Below are 17,946 nucleotides of genomic sequence, written 5' to 3' on the forward strand. Positions count from 1 at the left end.
GCCCGATATTTACTGATGAGGATTGTCCCATGGCCACTAACCGTTCCCGCCGTCTGCGCAAAAAACTCTGCGTTGATGAATTTCAGGAGTTGGGTTTTGAGCTGAACCTGGACTTCAAGCAAGAGCTGGATGATCAGGCAATCGATGCTTTCCTCGACGCTTTCCTGAAAGAAGCTATGGAAGCCAACGGTCTTGGCTATGTCGGCGGCGACGACTTCGGTCTGGTTTGCCTGAGCAAGCGTGGCTCGGTCAGCGAAGAGCAGCGCGCTGCCGTTGAAGCCTGGCTCAAAGGCCGCGGCGAACTGACGGAAGTGACTGTCAGCCCGTTGATCGACGTCTGGTACCCGGAAAACGAAATCAACCCGGTCGCCTGATGTATCAGGAAGCAGGTCCAGGCCTGCTTCCTTGTTGCTCCCCCCTTTACACCCTCCGCGCTTCCCGTCGTCCCCGATTGCGTCCATTACAGCGCTCGATCTGTCGCGATCATCATTCGCCAGCCTTTCGCATCGCCTCGGTTTTGTCCTGTTGCGCGGTCAAAGCGTGTTCCAGTTCAAGCAGGGTGCGGTCTACCGCTTCGTGGCAGTCATGAAGGTCTGTCTCGGATGTTTCCGGCTCACAGGCCAGTTCGAGGGCATGACAGGCGTCGACTACGCGTGATGCGCTGATAATACGTGCGGCTCCCTTGATCCGGTGCGCCATGTCACGCAGGTCATCGAGCCGACGTTCAAGGGCATGCTCGGCAAGCCGTTGCCGATCTTCCCGATTGCTGCGCAGCAATTCGGCCAGCAGGCGCGACACCATTTCCGGCCGATCACCGGTCAGTCGGCTGACGCTGCCCAGCTTGAACGCAGGTGGCGTGTGCGACAGGGGCGAAAGCCTGGCGAGCTTTTCGCTGAGTACGGCGAGGCTGATGGGCTTGAACAGACAATCGTCCATGCCCGCTTCGCGACAACGCTGGATCTCTTCCGGTTGGGCATTGGCGGTAAATCCCCAGATCGTACAGGGCTGAAGGCTTTCAGAGCGCTCGTGCGCCCGGATTGCGCGGGTGAGGTCGTAGCCATTCATGACGGGCATGTTGCAATCTGCGACCACCAGATCGAAACCGCGCAGGTGCCATGACTCAAGCCCCAGCGCTCCGTTTTCGGCGACTTCGCACTGGTGGCCCAGATACCCGAGTTGCTCGCAGAGCAGCAAGCGGTTGGCAGGATGATCATCGGCGATCAGAATATTCAGCGCGTGATGAGGCGCGGGTTCCCGCTCACGTCTGGCCGGCTCCTGAGCGAGTGGATCGAGCGAGGTCAGCGCCAGGTGCAGGTTGACCTGAGTGCCTTGTCCCGGCTCGCTGTCAAGCGTGAGGGTACCTCCCATCATTTCACACAGGCTGCGGCAGATGACCAGCCCCAGCCCAGCCCCCGTGCGTGCCATCTGGCCGTTGCTTTCCACCTGCGCAAAGGGCTCGAAGAGCCGTTGCTGATCCTGCGCGTTGATGCCTATACCGCTGTCCTGCACGGCAAGGTGCAGGTGCAGACGGTGCGCATCGGTCAGGTCGCTCGTCTGCAAGCTGATCCTGACCTGACCTTTTTGCGTGAACTTGATGGCGTTGCTGACCAGATTGGAAAGGATCTGTTTGAAGCGCAGCGGATCGACAAGGACGTCGGTATTGATACGGCTGTCCAGTTCCAGCGCCAGTGTCAGGCTTTTCTGTCGGGCCAGACCGTCGAACACCCTGACCACCGATTCCACCAACTGGCGCAGATTGGCGCGTTCAGGGTTGAGCGCCAGTCGACCCGATTCGATACGGGCAATATCGAGAATATCGCCGATGAGATCCAGCAGCTCCTTTGCAGAACCGTAGGCCACTTCAATGGCCGAGCGATCGAGCTCGCCCTGGTCGGCGCGTTTGAGCGCCAGTTCGAGCATGCCGATTACCGCATTCATCGGGGTTCTGATTTCATGGCTCATGGTGGCCAGGAAGGTGCTTTTGGCACGATTGGCGGCGTCGGCCTGCTCCTTCGCGGTTTGCAGGTCTTCGATGAGTTGTCGGCGTTCGCTGATGTCGATCCATCCGCCAATGATGCCCTGCACCTCTCCCAGCGAATCGCGGAACGGCAGGATCCAGTGGTAGATGGTCAACTGCTGCCCGCCGATATTCAGAGCCCGGTCCTGAATCAGTGCAGTGTTGGTGGCCATGACACGCTGATAATCGGCGGCGTATTCCCGGGCTTCGAATTCGTTGTTCAGTACTCCGTTGGTGGTGTTCTTGCCGATGATGTCTTCGCGTTGCGCCGAGAAGGACGTCAGGTAGCTGTCATTGCACATGCGCAGCAGGCCTTCACGATCGCGGACATAGATCGGATGGGGCGTTCCGTCCACCAGCGCCCGCATGAATTCGAACTGGTCACCCAAGGCGCGCTCGGCGGCTTCGCGCTGTTTGATCTGACGCCGCATGTAGCCATTCCAGACCAACAGGCCGACCAGCAACAGGCCTGCACCGGTCAGAATCTGATAGATCAGTCGCTGGTAGTCGTGCCAGTTGGCACTTGCCGGTGCGTAAGAGCGCCAGCGGTTGTTGATCACGGCCAGTTCCTGCGGGGCGATACTGGCCAGGGCCTTGTCCAGGATCGAGCTCAGTTCGGTGGCGTTGCGTGAAGTGGCCATTGATATCAACGCCGGGTTTTCCCCGGTCGTGGCTGCGATCTGCAGGCGCTCACCAAAGATGCCTGAGGACAGAAAGTAATTCGCGCTGATCAATGACGTCGCGGCCGCCTCGGTTCTGCCGATGGCCAGCATGTCCAGCGCCTGAAACGGATTGTCGACCTCGACCGTCACGATGTCCGGATGCTCGCGTTTCAGCCACGCCAGCAGGGCGCTGCCCTGGGTGACGGCCAAACGTTTTCCGCGCAGGTTTTCCAGATGCACCGGTGAGCCCGTTTCCTTGCGCGTCACCAGGACGAATGAGTTGTCGATGTAAGGGCGGCTGAAGCTGAGCCGGTCTTCGCGTTCGTCGCTGGCATCCAGTGCGCCGATCATGTCTGCCTGGCCCTGACTGACCTGATTGATCATGTCGCCCAGGCTTGCAGCGCGTTTGACATCGAAATTGATGCCGGTGCGCAGGCGTACCAGTTCAAGCAGCTCGGCGGTAATGCCGCGAAAGTTGCCGTTGGCGTCGAAGAACGTGAGGGGCGCATAGGCTTCGTTGACCAGCACGCGCACGGTCGGGTGCTGTGCAATCCAGCGCTCCTCCCGCTGCGTCAATTGCAACTTCTGATCGGTCAGCAGCAGGTCGCTGCCGGCGCTCCAGCGTTTGGATATGTCGATGCGCTCGTCGACCGGTATGGCCTTGAGGGTCTGGTTGATGATCGCCAGCAGTTGTGGGTTCTCCTGGCTGATGGCAAAGCTGAAACCGTTGGCTTCATGCCTGCCGAAGTTGGCCATTTGCACATTGTTCAGGTAGCCCCTGTTGATGATGTACTGGGTGGAAATGGTGTCGCCCAGAAAAACATCAGCCTGGTTGAAGGCCACGGCGTTGATTGCGTTTTGAAAGGACGGGTAGGTGTCGATGATCGCTTCGGGGTAGGCAGCCTTGACGGCACTCAGCGGCAGGTAGTGGTAGACCATGCTCAGACGCAGCCCCCTCAGGCCATCGGTCAGTGGACGGGTTTCACCGATCCGTGTGACCAGTACCGGCTGATCGACCGAGTAAGGGTGCGTCAGCGTGATGTCGCGTTCCTTGGCTTCGAATCCATTGGCGGTCCCCAACAGATCGATTTGCCCGGCGATCAGTGCTTTCATCGCAGCGTCGCGGGTGTCGAAGCGCTGGATTCTGACGGGCAGGTCCAGCGTCCGGGAAATGATGCCGGCGTAGTCGGCGGTGATGCCTTCGTAGTCGTTGCCGGAGATAGTGATATCGAAGGGCGGGTAGTCGGGTGCCGAGGTGCCGAGGATCAGCTCGCGTTTACTGCGTACCCACTGCCATTGTTCGCTGTCCAGCTTCACGTCCATGTGAGCCGGGCTCGAGCGGCCGAGCAGGGTGTAATGGTCGGCGGCTTCCAGTCGGGCCAGCGGACCCCAGCTCAGTAGCAGGCTTGTGGCCAGTATCAGGAATTGCTTGAAGCGCTTGGACATCCGGTCTCTCACACTAGCGCGTTGCGTTTTGCCATCTCGATAAGTTCTACCAAGGTCTTTGTTTTCAGTTTTTGCATCAGCCGTGTTTTGTAAGTACTGACTGTCTTATTGCTGAGGAACATGCCCTTGGCTATTTCTTTGTTGGAACGGCCTTGGGCGAACAGTTGCAAGACCATCAGTTCACGATCGTTGACCAACTTGAACAGTTCGATTTCGCTCGGCTCGTCATCTTCGCGTACGGCTGGCGTCAGTGCCTGACTGGGAAAGTAATTGTAGCCGGATAATACCGCTTTCACCGAGCTGAGCAGTTCGCTCAGGTCTTCCTGTTTACACACATAACCGGCGGCACCGGATTGCATGCAACGGATGGCGAACAGTTTCGGGGTCTGCGAGGTGAGCACCAGGATCTTGGAAGGCAGGCCCATCGTATTGAAGCGGGCCAGTACCTCCAGGCCATCGAGCTTGGGAATGCTGATGTCCAGAATGATCAGGTCAGGCATGCATTCGCGCACCATTTGCATGGCGTCCACACCGTTGTCGGTTTCACCGACTACCTCATAGTTTTCGTTCTCCAACAGCATTCTCACGGCCAATCGAACAACAGGGTGGTCGTCAATGATAAAAACTGAGTTCATATTCCAATCCATACAAGCAGTGAAGAAAGCGCGCACCTTAGCTCAGATGTTCAGGCAGGCCCATTAAGAGACGTGGTCGGCAGGTGTATATAGGAAACTTCCTACAGTAATTAGAGTATGAGAGTACGTAAAAGCCTACTTTTAACACTCGATGTTTAAAAAGAACACGCAGTTGATTCTGAATGTTAGTTAGGTTTCGAATGCGTATTTATTGCGTTTCGGAATTGGCGTTCGTGTGTATCGCTTTATTCCTACAGCGTCTGGAGTGTATTCAGCAGAAGGACTGATTTGTTGAGCAATCGGCCAAGGCTGAATCGCTGTTTATTCGTGCGTGGAAGGTGTACTCGTCAGCAGGCGCGCCAGGTCCGGTCCGCTCAGGGGCTTGCTCAGGCAGCCAAGCAACGGCAAGCCGCGTTGGCTGGCAAGCTGCTCTATTTGCGCCAGTTGCGTTGCAGGGAGGCCGCTGAGAACGATGGCTCGACGAACCAGCCCGCGCTGACAGGCTTGCTCGATCAGGTCCAGTCCGTCGAGATCAGGCAGTCGCTGGTCGCACAGAATGAGGTCGTAGGGCTCGGGGCTGCGTTCAAGTGCGGCCAGCGCTTCGATGGCGGTCAGGACGGGCGTCAGAAGAAAGTAGCCTTGGTTGTTGAGCAGTATCTGGGTGGCGATCAACTGAAACGGGTGATCCTCCACCAGCAGGATCCGCAGGGTGTGCTTGAGCATGAGATTTCCGGCTGAGACGAAGCAGGGAAGGCTCGAGCCGGGTCGACAGGTATCATGCGGCTCTCTGGAGGGGCGCATGCAGCTGGATGGCTTACCGGTTCGGCCATGAAGTGCCGGGATTATTGGGGGGTGTTGAAAACGCTGCGATAGGACGATTCCTACAAGGACGTAGGGCGTTTCCGAAGTTGTGGTGCGGGGTCGGGTGGTCGAACGAGCGAGCATGCCTTTCGGATGACTCAGCCCGTTCGACTCCGGCTATCAGAACTGGCCTGAGCGGCCTGTCATCTCTCTGGCCATTTCTGTGGCGTAGCTGTCGGTCATCCCCGCGATGAAGTCGATCATGCGCAGAAACGATGCATGTAACGGAGCCTTGGGATCCGGCGCGCTGTTACCCAGCAGGTCGAGAATTCGCCGATGCTTGAACGAGGGCGTACGACCGCCAAACTGCTCGACCGCCGCACCGCAGAAGGCGTTGAGGAGGATTTCCAGGGTGGTGTAGGCACCTATCTCGTGCAATGTCTTGCGCTTGTCCTGGAAAATTTTCTTGCGGGCCATGTCTTTGGCGCTCAACACACAGTGTTTTGCCGGTCCATGCATGTGTTCCACCAGATCGCCCGTCAGCGTACCGGCCAGCAACGCATCCTGCTGTTCCACGAACGCGCGTGCCGCCGCGTTGGTCAGGTGTTCGATGGCCTTGCCGCGCAGGATCGCCAGCTTGCGTCGTCGCGAATCCTCAGGGCCTAGTTGCCGGTAGGTTTCCGGCAGATCATCGCCTACCAGCCCCAGCAACAGCGCTTCCACCTCTGCGTACTCAAGCAGGTCCATCTCCAGGCCGTCTTCAAGGTCGATCAGGGCGTAGCAGATGTCGTCGGCCGCCTCCATCAGGTAAACCAGCGGATGACGCGCCCAGCGCTGTTCCTCGAGTTGCGGCAGGCCGAGCTTGCTGGCGATTTGCTCCAAGATCGGCAGTTCGCTCTGGTAGCAGCCGAATTTGTGTTTCTTGTAGCCCAGCGAGTCGGCATGCCGCGCCGTCCACGGGTATTTGAGGTAGGTGCCCAATGTGGCGTAGGTCAACCGGGTTCCGCCATCGAACTGGTGATATTCCAGTTGGGTCAGCACGCGAAAGCCCTGAGCGTTGCCCTCAAAATTGAGAAAGTCATTGCGCTCGGTTTCGCTCATCGCATCGAGCCAGCCACGCCCTGCAGCCTGGTTGAACCAGTTGCGGATCGCGTCTTCACCCGAGTGGCCGAAGGGTGGATTGCCGATATCGTGGGCCAGGCAGGCCGACTGGATGACCATGCCCAGATCGCTGGGGTCGCACCAGTCGGGCAGGGCGCTGCGCAGGGTTTCTCCGACCCGCATACCCAACGAGCGACCGACGCAGCTGACTTCCAGCGAGTGAGTCAGGCGGGTATGGATGTGGTCGTTGCTGGAGACGGGATGCACCTGCGTCTTGCGACCCAGACGCCGGAAGGCACCGGAAAATATGATGCGGTCGTGGTCTTTATGGAACGGACTGCGCCCCAGTTCCTCGGGGCTGTGCAGGGTTTTGCCAAGTCGTTCGCGGTTAAGCAGGGTTTGCCAATCCAAGGCGGTCACTCCGTCAGTCGTAGGGGCCTAGCTTCCCGGTTCGGCGCGTCGGCCGCAAGGGCTTCGCAACGGGGCCGCATTGATCGGGAGCAGGCAACGCAGATGCAATCTGCCCGCTGGGAGTGTCCGCAGCGGGCAGATGTTTTGAGGCAAGCGTCGGTGGCGCGTGTCCATCAGGCGTATCAGGGCCTGCGGGCACGGCTCTGAAGGGCGACCTTGATCAAGGGCGTCAAAGTGATGCCCAACTTGAGCAACTTGCCCAACATACTGGTGCGTCCGGTCTTGGCGCGTTTGCCGCTGAGAAACCCCAGCAGTGCCACCGAGCCTACTCCCCACAAGGGAGCGTGACGGATGCCCAAAGCGCTTTTCCAGTCGTGACGCAAGCCCCTGAACCGTTGCAAAGGCTGCAACAGCGCGGTGGACTCGTGACGTATTTCCTGGCGATGCATTTCCATGCGTAGACGAATCAGCGCTTTGCGCAGTTCGCGACGGGTGTTGCCCTGATGTGACTTTGGTTCGCTCATGGCATCAGTCGCTCACGGTCGTTGGCCAGCTCTTCAAGCGTCGCATGGAAGGGCGAGGACTCGTCGAAAATGGCCGCTTTCAACCGAAGTGCGCAGAACATGGCGGCCAGGAAGTAAAAGACGCAGAGGCCGACAATCCCGGCCAGTCGATAGCTGTCCCACAGCACGATCAGCAACAACGCTGAAAGGCCGGTCAGCAACAGCAGACCGAAGACCAGCGCCAGGCCTGCAAACAGCAGAAGGCTGACGGTACGGGCCTTTTGCTCTTGCAGTTCGATGCCGAACAATTCGACATGGCTGTGCAACAAGCCCATAAACGCGGCACCCAAGCGCCGCGGTGAAGAGCCTTGGTCCGCGTGGGGCGGACCTGATTCCGTTCCCAAAGTCATGGTATTAGCGCCTTGTGGCCAGCAGGCCGATCAGGAAACCGGCACCGGCGGCCAGGCCGACCGACTGCCAGGGATTGTTCTGCACATATTCTTCGGTTGCTATGATTGCCGCTTCGCCACGTTCGCGCAGGGACTCTTCGGTCTGCTTGAGCGTCTCTTTGGCACGCAGCAGGCTTTCCTGAATCTGCGCACGCAGTTCGTCTGCCTGATCACCTGCGAGGGTCGCGGTGTGCGCCAGCAACTTTTCGGTGTCGGCGACCAGGACCTGGAAGTCTGCCATCAAGATTTCCTGAGCATTCTGTGCGGTTTGGCGAGGCATGGTTTTCTCCGTTAGGTGGCGTATGGATGTTTCGAGTACAGGGAATTGGTGAAGGTTCATTTCAATTATCGCGCCGGTGCAGGTCAGGTGCAGGGGCGCGACGCAGAAGAGCTCATGGTGTAACAGCCCGGCGCGGGAGCACAACCTTACGCTATCTGCGCAGGGGGCGAGAAAAAACCGGGCGATGGCGCGATCTGTTTCATAATCGCTGCGGTTGGCTATGCTCGTGGTGCGCGGGCCGGTAACACCGTGCTCTATGGCAGTCGTGGCGGGACCACCCACATAGAAATACGGCGTTTAATGCGCCTTCGTTTTGGTCGAGCGTGAAGCAGTTCTGGAAGTACCGACATAGGGTCGGTCAGTGATGGAGAAGGGCATGGAGCGGCTGTATTCGCTGCAAGGGTTGAGGGGGCTGGCCGTTCTAGGGGTGGTGCTGTTTCACATGATGCCCTTGGAATCGAGGTTTTCCGGGGGCGACATTCTCTTGCCGTCTTCGCTGGATTTCTTCCAGCTCGGCGTCGATCTCTTTTTCGTCATCAGCGGCTTTGTCATGGTGATCGTCAGTCGCGGCCGGTTTCAGAACGGCGTCGAAGCGCAGCGCTTTCTGTTCAATCGCGTGTCGCGCATCTATCCGACTTACTGGCTGTATTTCTTCATCACGCTGGGGGTTTTTCTGGTGCAGCCCGGCATGGTCAACAGCGGTCACGGGTCATCGAACCTGCTGATGTCATTTCTGTTGCTGCCCAACGACAAAGTGCTGTTGGTGATGGTCGCCTGGTCACTGCTGTTCGAACTGTGGTTCTACCTGGTGTTCTGCGCCCTGCTGATGTTCAAGGAACGTTACCTGCCGTGGCTGATGGCGGGGTGGGCGGGGATTATCGTGGCGTTCAATGCCCTGCAGGACTGGCAGGATCAATCCTCGGCCTTGAAAATTATCCTGCATCCCTATTCGCTGGAATTCATCATCGGCGTTGCGCTGGCCCTGTTTTTTTACGGCCGTCACAGCACGCGCCTTCCGACGTCGGCGGTCTTGGGCTTGCTGGTCGCCGCGCTTTTAGCCGGTGTGCCGCTGATCGCGACCTATCGGCTCTACGACAGCCAGGGCCTGCTGCGCATGCTGGCGGTCGGAATCACCTTCGGCCTTTTGGTACTGACCCTGGCCTTGCTGGAGCGTCGCCGCAAGATCTCCATCCCGATGCCGCTGGTGGCCGTGGGCGACATGTCGTACACCGTTTACTTGTCTCACCTGCTGGTACTGGGCGTGATCGGACGTGTTTGGGGCTGGCTGGGCGCGTGGCCGCAAAACTACCTGGACAACCTGTTCTTCGCTGCGCTGATGCTGTCGGCAACCGTGTGCTACGGCTGGGTCGGCTATCGCTGTTTCGAGAAGCCGGTGCTGGATTGCGCCAATGCGTTTGGCAAACGGCGCTTTAGAACTGACGCGGCGAAGGTGGGTGCATAGAAAGTTTTGCCTGGCGCAGGGCGGCAGGCCTCTGTTGAGATGCGTCGTTGTACCGACGACCCATCCCTGGAGGCTTCTTGTGGATCCACACCTGTTCACGCCTTATGGCGGCATTACCGTGATGCTGCCTGCCGCGCTGGTAATTGCAGCGTGGCTCTGGTCTGCCCGCTCCAGTCGTTCTGCGCTGTTGTGGGCTGCAACGATTTTCGTGGCCTACTCGGCGGTGGTGATCAGCAAGGTGCTGTTCAAGGGCTGGGGCGTTGCCCTTGAAAGCCTGGGGATCTACGTGCTCAGCGGGCACGCCATGAACACCTGCCTGATACTGACGGTCGGCTTGAGCCTGTTGGCGCGCCAGTACGATCAGCGTCTGCGTTGGCCCGGCGCGCTATTGGGGCTGCTGCTCGGCTGGCTCTACAGCGTTTTTTCGGTTGCGCCGCTCATTCATCCCCTGCCCGAGGCGGTGGCCGGTGCGCTGCTGGGGTCGACCGCCGCCTGCGTATTCCTGCTGTGCCTCGACCACCAGACTGCCAGGCGAATTCCGTCTTCAGCGGTGGTCGTCGGCCTGCTGTTCATCGCCATCAACACGACGACGACCAAATACAACGCCGAACGTCTGCTGGACCGCATATCGGTGAAAATCTCCGGTTCCGAACGCGCGTTCAAGCAACCGGAATGGCGGGTTCCGGCTGAACCGCTGTAGCGCTTATGCGTCGGTCGGATGCCTCGACGGGATTGGGGGGCGCGCCTAGAATGGTGTCAGATCGTGATGCGCGTCTTTGTGAGGATGTTTCGATGCTTCCTGAATGCCAGCTCTTCGGCACCCACGGTTGCCACCTGTGCGACATTGCTGAGGCTGTGTTGCTGCCCTTCGTCGAGGAGTGCGGGCTGTTGGTGGAGCGGCGTGACATCTGTGAAGAGGAGTGGCTGTTTGAGCGTTACGAGTTGCGAGTGCCCGTGTTGCGTCGCGTGGACAACGGCGATGAGTTGGACTGGCCTTTCGATGCGCCCCAAGTGGCGTCCTTTCTGAGCAAGTAGCGGATCTTCTTTTCTTCTCAAGGCTTTTTCCCTCAAGGCAAGGCACGCATTGAATATCGATACCCGAATCAAGTTCCGCCATCTTGTGTGCTTTCTTGAGGTTGCGCGTCAGGGCAGTCTGGCCAGGGCCTGCAATGCGCTGTCGATCAGCCAGCCGGCGCTCTCCAAGACCCTCAAGGAGCTGGAAACCCTGCTGGAAACCACCTTGTTCGTGCGCAGCAAAAGCGGTGCGGCGCTGACCGACGCTGGCGTGGCGTTCATGCGCTTTGCCGGGCCCAGTGTCCAGGCGTTGCGTGAGGGCGTGAACAGCCTGCGCTCCGGGGAGCATGAAACGGTGACGGCGCGGCTGGGCGTGCTTTCGACGGCGGAGAGCCTGCTGGTTCCGGAAGTCGTCACGCGGTTGCATGAACGGCACCCGGCGCTGATCGTCAGCGTCATGACCGGCCCTAGCGCTTACCTCTTGTCGCAGCTTCGGGTCGGTGAGCTGGACCTGGTGGTCGGGCGAATGACCGACAGCCCGCAGATTCAGGGGCTGACGTTCGAACACCTGTACAACGAATCGATGACGCTGGTAGTACGCACCGATCACCCGTTGCTGGCGGCACCGCTCAGGCGTGAAAGCCTTGAGCAGTATCCGCTGGTGCTGCCGTTGGCCGGCACCACCATTCGCAAGTTCGCTGACAGCCTGTTCGTGCAGTGTGGCATTCAGCCGCCGCGCCAGCGCCTTGAAACCCTCTCGCTGACCCTGAGTCGACGCTATGTCGAATGCAGCAACGCCATCTGGATCGCGCCTCTGGATGCCGTTCTCAAAGAGCTGGACGCCGGCACGCTGGTCGAGCTGGACATGGGCATCCGCGAACCGGGCGGATCCGTCGGGATCTGCAGCAACCCGGCCGTGCCGCTGACCCGCGCTGCACAGTGGTGTGTGGATGAATTGCGGGTGGTGGGACAGGCGTATCGCGAGGTGTCACATCCATAACCATATGGTTATGGATGGCAGGCGATTATTCAGTATTCGATGATGCATGAACCGCGCGACACTCCGCCGCAGCCTGTCGCGCGAGTACTTGACGCTTGCGTGCTCATAAGAAAGCCAATAACAAGGAGAACGCCATGCCTGTCGCGGACAATAGCCGCTTCGTCATTCGTGATCGCAACTGGCACCCCAAAGCCCTCACGCCTGATTACAAGACCTCGATCCTGCGCTCGCCGCGTCAGGCGCTGGTCAGCATCCCCCAGTCCATTTCCGAAGCGTCGGGGCCGGATTTCTCGCACCTCACATTCGGTCAGCACGACAACGACCTGCTGCTCAATTTCAACAACGGCGGGTTGCCGATCGGCGAGCGTATTCTGCTCGCAGGCCGCGTCTGCGATCAGTACGGTAAGCCGATCCCCCACACGTTGGTGGAAATCTGGCAGGCCAATGCGGGCGGTCGCTATCGCCACAAGCGTGACGCCTATCTAGCCCCCATCGACCCCAACTTTGGCGGCGTGGGCCGTGCCCTCACTGACAGCGAGGGCAATTACAGCTTCCGCACCGTCAAGCCCGGTCCTTATCCCTGGCGCAACGGCCCCAACGACTGGCGTCCGGCGCACATTCATGTCTCGATCAGCGGGCCTTCCATTGCCACCCGGCTGATCACTCAGTTGTATTTCGAAGGCGATCCATTGATCCCGATCTGCCCGATCGTGAAGGCCATCGCCAACCCGGATGCGGTTCAGAGCCTGATCGCCAGACTCGACCTGGCCTTGGGCAATCCGATGGATTGTCTGGCCTATCGCTTTGACATCGTTCTGCGCGGCCAGCGCAAGACTCACTTCGAAAACTGCTGAGGAGGCCCGCCATGCCCGTTCAACTGCTGCAGGAAACCCCCTCGCAAACCGCTGGCCCTTATGTACACATCGGTCTGGCACCTCAGGTGGCTGGCAACCCGACCCGCGAACTGGAGATCTGGAACGAGATGGCCAAGCCTGGCGCGCCGGGTGAGCACATCGTTCTGGTGGGTAACGTGTTCGACGGTAACGGCCACCTGATCCGCGATGCGTATCTTGAGTTCTGGCAAGCCGATCACGAGGGCGTGTATCACGCCGACTATGACCCGGCGAATGCCTTTAACGGCTTCGGTCGCACTGCCACGAGTGATGACGGGCAGTGGATCCTGAAGACCATCAAGCCCGGCTCGGCACGTAATGCGGCCGGCGTGCCGATGGCGTCGCACATCAATGTTTCGCTGTTCGCACGCGGCATCAATATTCATTTGCAGACCCGCCTGTATTTCGATGATCAAGCGCAAGCCAACATCGTCGACCCGGTGCTCAATTTGATCGAGCAGCCGCAGCGCCGCGAGACGCTGATCGCCCGCCGATGCGAGGTGGAGGGGAAAACGGCCTATCGTTTCGACATCCGCGTTCAGGGTGAAGGCGAGACGGTGTTCTTCGATTTCTGAGTGATGTAAGCGCGCTAAACGGGCTTTGCGCAGGCGGTAAGAAAACGCAGGCGACCTTATAAAAATAAAAGGAAAGGTACATGACACTATCAGCGCAGGGGCCTGCGACGCGCACGCTCGACGTTCAGGCTTTCATCAATGCCCAGCCGTTGTCGGGATATCAGTGGCGGGTGGTGATGCTGTGTTTCTTGATTGTTTTTCTCGACGGTCTGGACACGGCGGCAATGGGCTTTATTGCGCCGGCCCTGAGCCAGGATTGGGGGATCGACCGTGCCAGTCTCGGCCCGGTCATGAGTGCTGCGCTGATCGGCATGGTGTTCGGTGCCTTGGGGTCCGGTCCGCTGGCCGACCGCTTTGGTCGCAAGGTGGTGCTGGTGGTGGCGGTGTTCCTGTTCGGGCTGTTCAGCCTGGCGTCGGCTTACAGCACCAACATCGATCAACTGTTGGTGCTACGGCTGCTGACCGGCCTGGGGCTGGGCGCGGCGATGCCTAACGCAACCACGCTGCTGTCCGAGTACACGCCCGAACGCCTCAAGTCGTTGCTGGTCACTAGCATGTTCTGCGGCTTCAACCTGGGTATGGCCTGTGGCGGTTTCGTGTCCGCCAAGATGATCCCAAGCCTTGGCTGGCATAGCCTGTTGATGCTCGGCGGCATCCTGCCACTGGTGCTGGCCGTCGTGCTGTTGGTCTGGCTGCCTGAGTCGGCGCGGTTTCTGGTCGTGCGCAACCGTGGCGTGGAGCGTATCCGCAAAGTGCTGGCCCCGATTGCGCCCAAGGCAATGGCGGGTGTGACTGCTTTCAGCGTGCCTGAACAGAAGACCGTCAGCAGTCGCAATGTCTTGAAAGTGATTTTCTCCGGCACCTATAGCGCGGGCACCTTATTGCTCTGGCTGACCTATTTCATGGGGCTGGTGATCGTCTATCTGCTGACCAGCTGGCTGCCGACGTTGATGCGTGACAGCGGCGCGAGCATGGAACAGTCAGCGTTCATTGGTGCGTTGTTTCAGTTCGGCGGTGTGCTCAGTGCCGTGGGCGTCGGCTGGGCGATGGACCGGTATAACCCGCACAAGGTGATAGGCGTCGCCTACGCACTGGCGGGCGTGTTCGCCTGGCTGGTCGGGCAGAGCCTGGGTAATGTCGCCGTGCTGGCAACGCTGGTGCTGGTCGCAGGCATGTGCATCAACGGCGCACAATCGGCGATGCCGTCACTGGCGGCACGGTTTTACCCGACTCAGGGCCGCGCCACGGGCGTGTCATGGATGCTGGGTATCGGTCGGTTCGGCGCCATTCTGGGTGCATGGGCCGGTGCCACCCTGCTGGGCCTGGGCTGGACGTTCGAGCAAGTGCTGACGGCGCTGGTGGTGCCTGCTGCACTCGCTGCACTGGCGATCCTGGTCAAAGGCTGGGTCAGCCATTCGGACGCCACTTGAAACCTTTTACTCTGGAGTGCTGATGTGAACAGACCGGGCAATCAACTTTTCGACCTGTATTTCACGCAGCCCGATATGCGCCAAATCTTTTCAGACCAGGGACGCGTGCAGGCCATGCTCGATTTCGAGGCTGCGCTGGCACGGGCTGAGGCCCGGATCGGGCTGATCCCGCAGAACGTGGTGGCGGACATCAGCCAAAGCTGCCGCGCCGAGCTGTTCGATTTCGATGAGTTGGCGGTTGCCATCGGCAATGCAGGCAACTCGGCGATTCCGCTGGTCAAGGCGCTGGGCAAGCGCATCGCGGCACAAAGCCCTGAGGCAGAGCGCTACGTGCACATGGGCGCGACCAGTCAGGACGTCATGGACAGCGGGCTGATTCTGCAGATCCGCCACGCTATCGTTTTGCTGGAACGCGACCTTGAGCAATTGGGCACAGCATTGGCGCAACAGGCCCAGGCGCATGCCGGGACGCCGCTGGCCGGTCGTACCTGGCTGCAACAAGCCACGCCCGTCACCCTGGGCATGAAAATCGCCGGCTGGCTGGGGGCGATCACGCGACATCGCCAGCGCCTCAGCGAGCTCAAGCCACGTTTACTGTGTCTGCAATTTGGTGGCGCCTCCGGCAGCCTTGCCGCCTTGGGCGATCAGGCGTTCGTTGTCGCCGAAGCGCTGGCTATGGAACTGCAATTGGGTTTGCCCGAGCAGCCCTGGCACACGCAACGGGATCGTCTGGTGGAGTTCGCCTCGCTGCTGGGCCTGATTGCAGGCAGCCTGGGCAAGCTGGGCCGCGATGTGAGCCTGCTGATGCAGACCGAAGTGGGCGAAGTGTTCGAACCTGCTTCACCAGGCAAAGGCGGCTCCTCCACGATGCCGCACAAGCGCAACCCGGTGGGCGCCGCAGTCATGATCGGCGCGGCGACACGTGCGCCGGGTCTGGTCGCGACGATGTTTTCAGCCATGCCGCAGGAACATGAACGCAGCCTGGGGTTGTGGCATGCCGAATGGGAAACCTTGCCTGAGCTGTGTTGCCTGGTGTCGGGTTCGTTGCAACAGGCGCTTCAAGTGGTGCCTGGCCTGCAGGTCGACGCCGAGCGCATGGGCGCCAATCTGGAGTCCACCCAAGGCCTGGTGCTGGCCGAAGCGGTCAGCATCGCGCTGGCTCAACGAATCGGCCGCGACGCCGCGCATCACCTGGTCGAACAGAGCTGTCGTCAGGCGGTGGAGCAGGGCGCGCATCTGCGTCAGATACTGGGTGAAAAACTTGAGGTGACTGAGCAACTTTCTTCCGACGAGCTGGATCGCTTGCTTGATCCTGCCCATTACCTTGGCCAGGCCCGACGTTGGGTCGAACGCGCCGTGGCCGAACACACAAGGATCACGCAATGACCGAAGACGAACGTTATCAGGCTGGCATGCAGGTGCGCCGTGCGGTACTGGGCGATGCGCATGTCGATAACAGCCTGAAGAAGCTGACGCCGTTCAATGAGGAATTTCAGGAAATGATCACCCGGCATGCCTGGGGGGATATCTGGACACGTCCGGGCCTGCCGCGTCATACCCGAAGCCTGGTTACCATCGCCATGCTCATCGGGATGAACCGCGAAGGCGAACTGCGTTTGCACCTCAAGGCTGCAAAAAACAATGGCGTGACCCGCGAAGAGATCAAGGAAGTGCTGATGCAAAGCGCGATCTATTGCGGCATTCCAGCGGCCAACGCGACCTTTCATCTGGCCGAAGAAGTGTGGGATGAAATGGGTGTGGAGTCACTGAACAAGGATTGATCGCGTGACTAAAAAACGCTGCCGCAGTGCTGAACTGCGGCGGCGTTTTTTGTGGGGCCGCAGTGTCAGAGCAGCGAGAGCGGGTAGCTGACGATCAGCCGGTTTTCGTCGAACTGATTGGTGCTGTAGTCCCGGCGCATGGTTGAGTTGCGCCACTTCAGCGACAGGCTCTTGAACGCGCCGCTTTGAAATACGTACGCCAACTCGGTTTCCCGTGCCCATTCCTCGCCATCGGTGACCGCGCCGGTGTGTACGTTTTCGCCACTGATGTAGCGGTTCATCAGGGTCAGGCCGGGCACGCCCAGCCCCGCGAAATCGTAGTCGTGACGCAACTGCCAGGATTTTTCCCGGGCGTTGTCGAAGCTGGAGTTGTAGCTGTCGTTGGCCAGTGTTCCGCCACTGGTGCCGTTGACGCGCATCCAGGCGCTGTCGCCGCTGACCTTTTGAAGGCCTACGTAGAACGTGTTGCTGCCATGACGAGCGGACAACAGGGCCGACCAGGTCTTGTTGTCCAGATCGCCCGCCAGCGACCGGCCATCGTCCTTGCCCTGGAAGTAGCCCAGGTTGGCGCCCAGCGTCCAGCTGCCCAGTGGTTGACTGTGCAGCAGATTCACGTATTGCTGGTGGTAGATGTCTTCCAGTTCGGCGTACCACAGGCCGACCTGCGTGCGTTTTTCGTTGAAAACGTACTCGCCGCCGCCGAAGGTGAAGCGGTCCGATGTGAAGGCTGCGCGGCCGTTCATGGACATGTCTTCCATGCTGGCGTCATTGCGCGGGCTGTTGCCTCGGAACTGGCCGCCGTACAAGGTCAGCCCGTCGATCTCCCTGGAGGTGATCTGACCCCCCTGGAAGGTCTGCGGCAGGGATCGTCCATCGTCGGAGCGCAGAATCGGAAGGACCGGCATCCATTCGCCGACCTTCAGTTCAGTCCTGGAAAAACGTGCCTTGCCCGCCACGGCCAGGCGACCGAAATCATCGGCGGGGCGTCCATCGCTGTGAATCGGCAGCAATTGTGTGCCGCCAGTGCCTTTACCGCCGTCCAGTTTGAGCGAGTAAAGGCCCAGTACGTCGACGCCGAAACCTACGGTGCCCTGGGTAAAACCCGAACGGGCATCGAGGATGAAGTTCTGGGTCCATTCCTCAGCGTAGTTCTGCGCGTTGGCGGGGTCGACGAAGTTGCGGTTGATGTAGAAGTTGCGTAGGTTCAGATTCACCTTGGCATCGTCAACGAAGCCGTCGGCCTGACTGATGGCGGGTATCAAACTGGTGGTGATGGCCGCAGAGAGGCCGCAAACGACTTTGCAGGGAAGAATCGAGCGCATTGAGACAGACCTTTTTTGTAATTATTCAGTCGGTGGAACTGCTGTGATAGTGAAAGGGCGCCCACCTGTCCGCAATTGTGAAACCGTGTTTTCGGGCGATTACCGAACGTTAATGAACCAGTTCGAACATTTTAAGCGAGACGCTGCCGTGACAGGCTGCGATG

Annotated in this window: 18 protein-coding genes; 10 read left to right on the top strand and 8 right to left on the bottom strand. The window is 59.7% G+C overall.

The features are described from left to right. Positions 1–29: 29 nt before the first annotated feature. On the top strand, positions 30–374 hold the full coding sequence (locus ALP40_RS04230; RefSeq protein WP_122207025.1) for a YggL family protein: 345 nt from the start codon (positions 30–32) through the stop codon (positions 372–374). A 112-nt stretch (positions 375–486) separates the two neighbouring features. On the opposite strand, the gene ALP40_RS04235 is transcribed toward ALP40_RS04230, so the two are convergent. The 7 genes from ALP40_RS04235 to ALP40_RS04265 form a co-directional block, all read right to left on the bottom strand. Beyond that, positions 487–4,125, bottom strand: a complete 3,639-nt coding sequence (locus ALP40_RS04235; protein ID WP_122207026.1) for a transporter substrate-binding domain-containing protein — start codon at positions 4,123–4,125, stop codon at positions 487–489. An 8-nt stretch (positions 4,126–4,133) separates the two neighbouring features. Next, entirely contained in the window at positions 4,134–4,760 is a 627-nt protein-coding gene (locus ALP40_RS04240; RefSeq protein WP_181112535.1) for a response regulator transcription factor, read from the bottom strand. A gap of 321 nt (positions 4,761–5,081) precedes the next feature. Then, complete coding sequence (locus ALP40_RS04245; RefSeq protein ID WP_122207028.1) at positions 5,082–5,483, bottom strand: response regulator; 402 nt, start codon at positions 5,481–5,483, stop codon at positions 5,082–5,084. Positions 5,484–5,741: 258 nt separating this feature from the next. Further along, positions 5,742–7,073 (bottom strand): deoxyguanosinetriphosphate triphosphohydrolase, encoded by a 1,332-nt coding sequence (locus tag ALP40_RS04250; RefSeq protein ID WP_122207029.1) that lies wholly within the window; start codon positions 7,071–7,073, stop codon positions 5,742–5,744. A 182-nt stretch (positions 7,074–7,255) separates the two neighbouring features. Next, positions 7,256–7,597 carry a hypothetical protein gene (locus ALP40_RS04255; RefSeq protein WP_122207030.1) on the bottom strand — a complete coding sequence of 114 codons (342 nt, stop codon included), beginning with the start codon at positions 7,595–7,597 and terminating at the stop codon, positions 7,256–7,258. Then, positions 7,594–7,986, bottom strand: coding sequence for a phage holin family protein (locus tag ALP40_RS04260; RefSeq protein WP_122207031.1), 393 nt, complete (start codon positions 7,984–7,986; stop codon positions 7,594–7,596). Before ALP40_RS04260 ends, ALP40_RS04255 begins: the two co-directional genes overlap by 4 nt. A 4-nt stretch (positions 7,987–7,990) precedes the next feature. Further along, positions 7,991–8,305, bottom strand: coding sequence for a YqjD family protein (locus ALP40_RS04265; RefSeq protein WP_083182033.1), 315 nt, complete (start codon positions 8,303–8,305; stop codon positions 7,991–7,993). Positions 8,306–8,681: 376 nt separating this feature from the next. On the opposite strand from ALP40_RS04265, the gene ALP40_RS04270 reads away from it, so the two are divergent. The 9 genes from ALP40_RS04270 (at position 8,682) to pcaC (ending at position 16,460) form a co-directional block, all read left to right on the top strand. Next, positions 8,682–9,767, top strand: a complete 1,086-nt coding sequence (locus ALP40_RS04270) for an acyltransferase (RefSeq protein ID WP_122207032.1) — start codon at positions 8,682–8,684, stop codon at positions 9,765–9,767. A gap of 79 nt (positions 9,768–9,846) precedes the next feature. Beyond that, a complete protein-coding gene (locus ALP40_RS04275; protein ID WP_122207033.1) occupies positions 9,847–10,467 on the top strand; it encodes a hypothetical protein in 621 nt (206 codons plus the stop codon). Positions 10,468–10,559: 92 nt separating this feature from the next. Continuing rightward, a complete protein-coding gene (locus ALP40_RS04280) occupies positions 10,560–10,802 on the top strand; it encodes a glutaredoxin family protein (protein WP_122207034.1) in 243 nt (80 codons plus the stop codon). A 49-nt stretch (positions 10,803–10,851) separates the two neighbouring features. Then, positions 10,852–11,781, top strand: a complete 930-nt coding sequence (pcaQ, locus tag ALP40_RS04285) for a pca operon transcription factor PcaQ (protein ID WP_122207035.1) — start codon at positions 10,852–10,854, stop codon at positions 11,779–11,781. A gap of 134 nt (positions 11,782–11,915) precedes the next feature. Continuing rightward, positions 11,916–12,635, top strand: a complete 720-nt coding sequence (gene pcaH / locus ALP40_RS04290) for a protocatechuate 3,4-dioxygenase subunit beta (protein ID WP_122207036.1) — start codon at positions 11,916–11,918, stop codon at positions 12,633–12,635. Between the two features lie 11 nt (positions 12,636–12,646). After that, complete coding sequence (gene pcaG / locus ALP40_RS04295) at positions 12,647–13,249, top strand: protocatechuate 3,4-dioxygenase subunit alpha (RefSeq protein WP_122207037.1); 603 nt, start codon at positions 12,647–12,649, stop codon at positions 13,247–13,249. Positions 13,250–13,329: 80 nt separating this feature from the next. Continuing rightward, a complete protein-coding gene (locus ALP40_RS04300; RefSeq protein WP_122207038.1) occupies positions 13,330–14,679 on the top strand; it encodes an MFS transporter in 1,350 nt (449 codons plus the stop codon). Positions 14,680–14,703: 24 nt separating this feature from the next. Beyond that, positions 14,704–16,065 (top strand): 3-carboxy-cis,cis-muconate cycloisomerase, encoded by a 1,362-nt coding sequence (locus tag ALP40_RS04305; RefSeq protein ID WP_122207039.1) that lies wholly within the window; start codon positions 14,704–14,706, stop codon positions 16,063–16,065. Then, complete coding sequence (gene pcaC, locus ALP40_RS04310) at positions 16,062–16,460, top strand: 4-carboxymuconolactone decarboxylase (RefSeq protein WP_122207040.1); 399 nt, start codon at positions 16,062–16,064, stop codon at positions 16,458–16,460. The genes ALP40_RS04305 and pcaC overlap by 4 nt, the downstream gene beginning before the upstream one ends. Before the next feature lie 65 nt (positions 16,461–16,525). Here pcaC and ALP40_RS04315 read toward each other — a convergent pair whose 3' ends face one another. Then, positions 16,526–17,782, bottom strand: coding sequence for an OprD family porin (locus ALP40_RS04315; protein ID WP_122207041.1), 1,257 nt, complete (start codon positions 17,780–17,782; stop codon positions 16,526–16,528). Positions 17,783–17,946: the final 164 nt, after the last annotated feature.

It is taken from the genome of Pseudomonas viridiflava, assembly GCF_003702045.1.
Classification (GTDB): domain Bacteria; phylum Pseudomonadota; class Gammaproteobacteria; order Pseudomonadales; family Pseudomonadaceae; genus Aquipseudomonas; species Aquipseudomonas viridiflava_C.

Coding starts and splice junctions, on each gene's coding strand:
- ALP40_RS04230 (WP_122207025.1), top strand. CDS start 30: ATGGCCACTAACCGTTCCCGCCGTCTGCGCAAAAAACTCTGCGTTGAT.
- ALP40_RS04235 (WP_122207026.1), bottom strand. CDS start 4,125: ATGTCCAAGCGCTTCAAGCAATTCCTGATACTGGCCACAAGCCTGCTA.
- ALP40_RS04240 (WP_181112535.1), bottom strand. CDS start 4,760: ATGAACTCAGTTTTTATCATTGACGACCACCCTGTTGTTCGATTGGCC.
- ALP40_RS04245 (WP_122207028.1), bottom strand. CDS start 5,483: ATGCTCAAGCACACCCTGCGGATCCTGCTGGTGGAGGATCACCCGTTT.
- ALP40_RS04255 (WP_122207030.1), bottom strand. CDS start 7,597: ATGAGCGAACCAAAGTCACATCAGGGCAACACCCGTCGCGAACTGCGC.
- ALP40_RS04260 (WP_122207031.1), bottom strand. CDS start 7,986: ATGACTTTGGGAACGGAATCAGGTCCGCCCCACGCGGACCAAGGCTCT.
- ALP40_RS04265 (WP_083182033.1), bottom strand. CDS start 8,305: ATGCCTCGCCAAACCGCACAGAATGCTCAGGAAATCTTGATGGCAGAC.
- ALP40_RS04270 (WP_122207032.1), top strand. CDS start 8,682: ATGGAGCGGCTGTATTCGCTGCAAGGGTTGAGGGGGCTGGCCGTTCTA.
- ALP40_RS04280 (WP_122207034.1), top strand. CDS start 10,560: ATGCTTCCTGAATGCCAGCTCTTCGGCACCCACGGTTGCCACCTGTGC.
- pcaH (WP_122207036.1), top strand. CDS start 11,916: ATGCCTGTCGCGGACAATAGCCGCTTCGTCATTCGTGATCGCAACTGG.
- pcaG (WP_122207037.1), top strand. CDS start 12,647: ATGCCCGTTCAACTGCTGCAGGAAACCCCCTCGCAAACCGCTGGCCCT.
- ALP40_RS04300 (WP_122207038.1), top strand. CDS start 13,330: ATGACACTATCAGCGCAGGGGCCTGCGACGCGCACGCTCGACGTTCAG.
- pcaC (WP_122207040.1), top strand. CDS start 16,062: ATGACCGAAGACGAACGTTATCAGGCTGGCATGCAGGTGCGCCGTGCG.
- ALP40_RS04315 (WP_122207041.1), bottom strand. CDS start 17,782: ATGCGCTCGATTCTTCCCTGCAAAGTCGTTTGCGGCCTCTCTGCGGCC.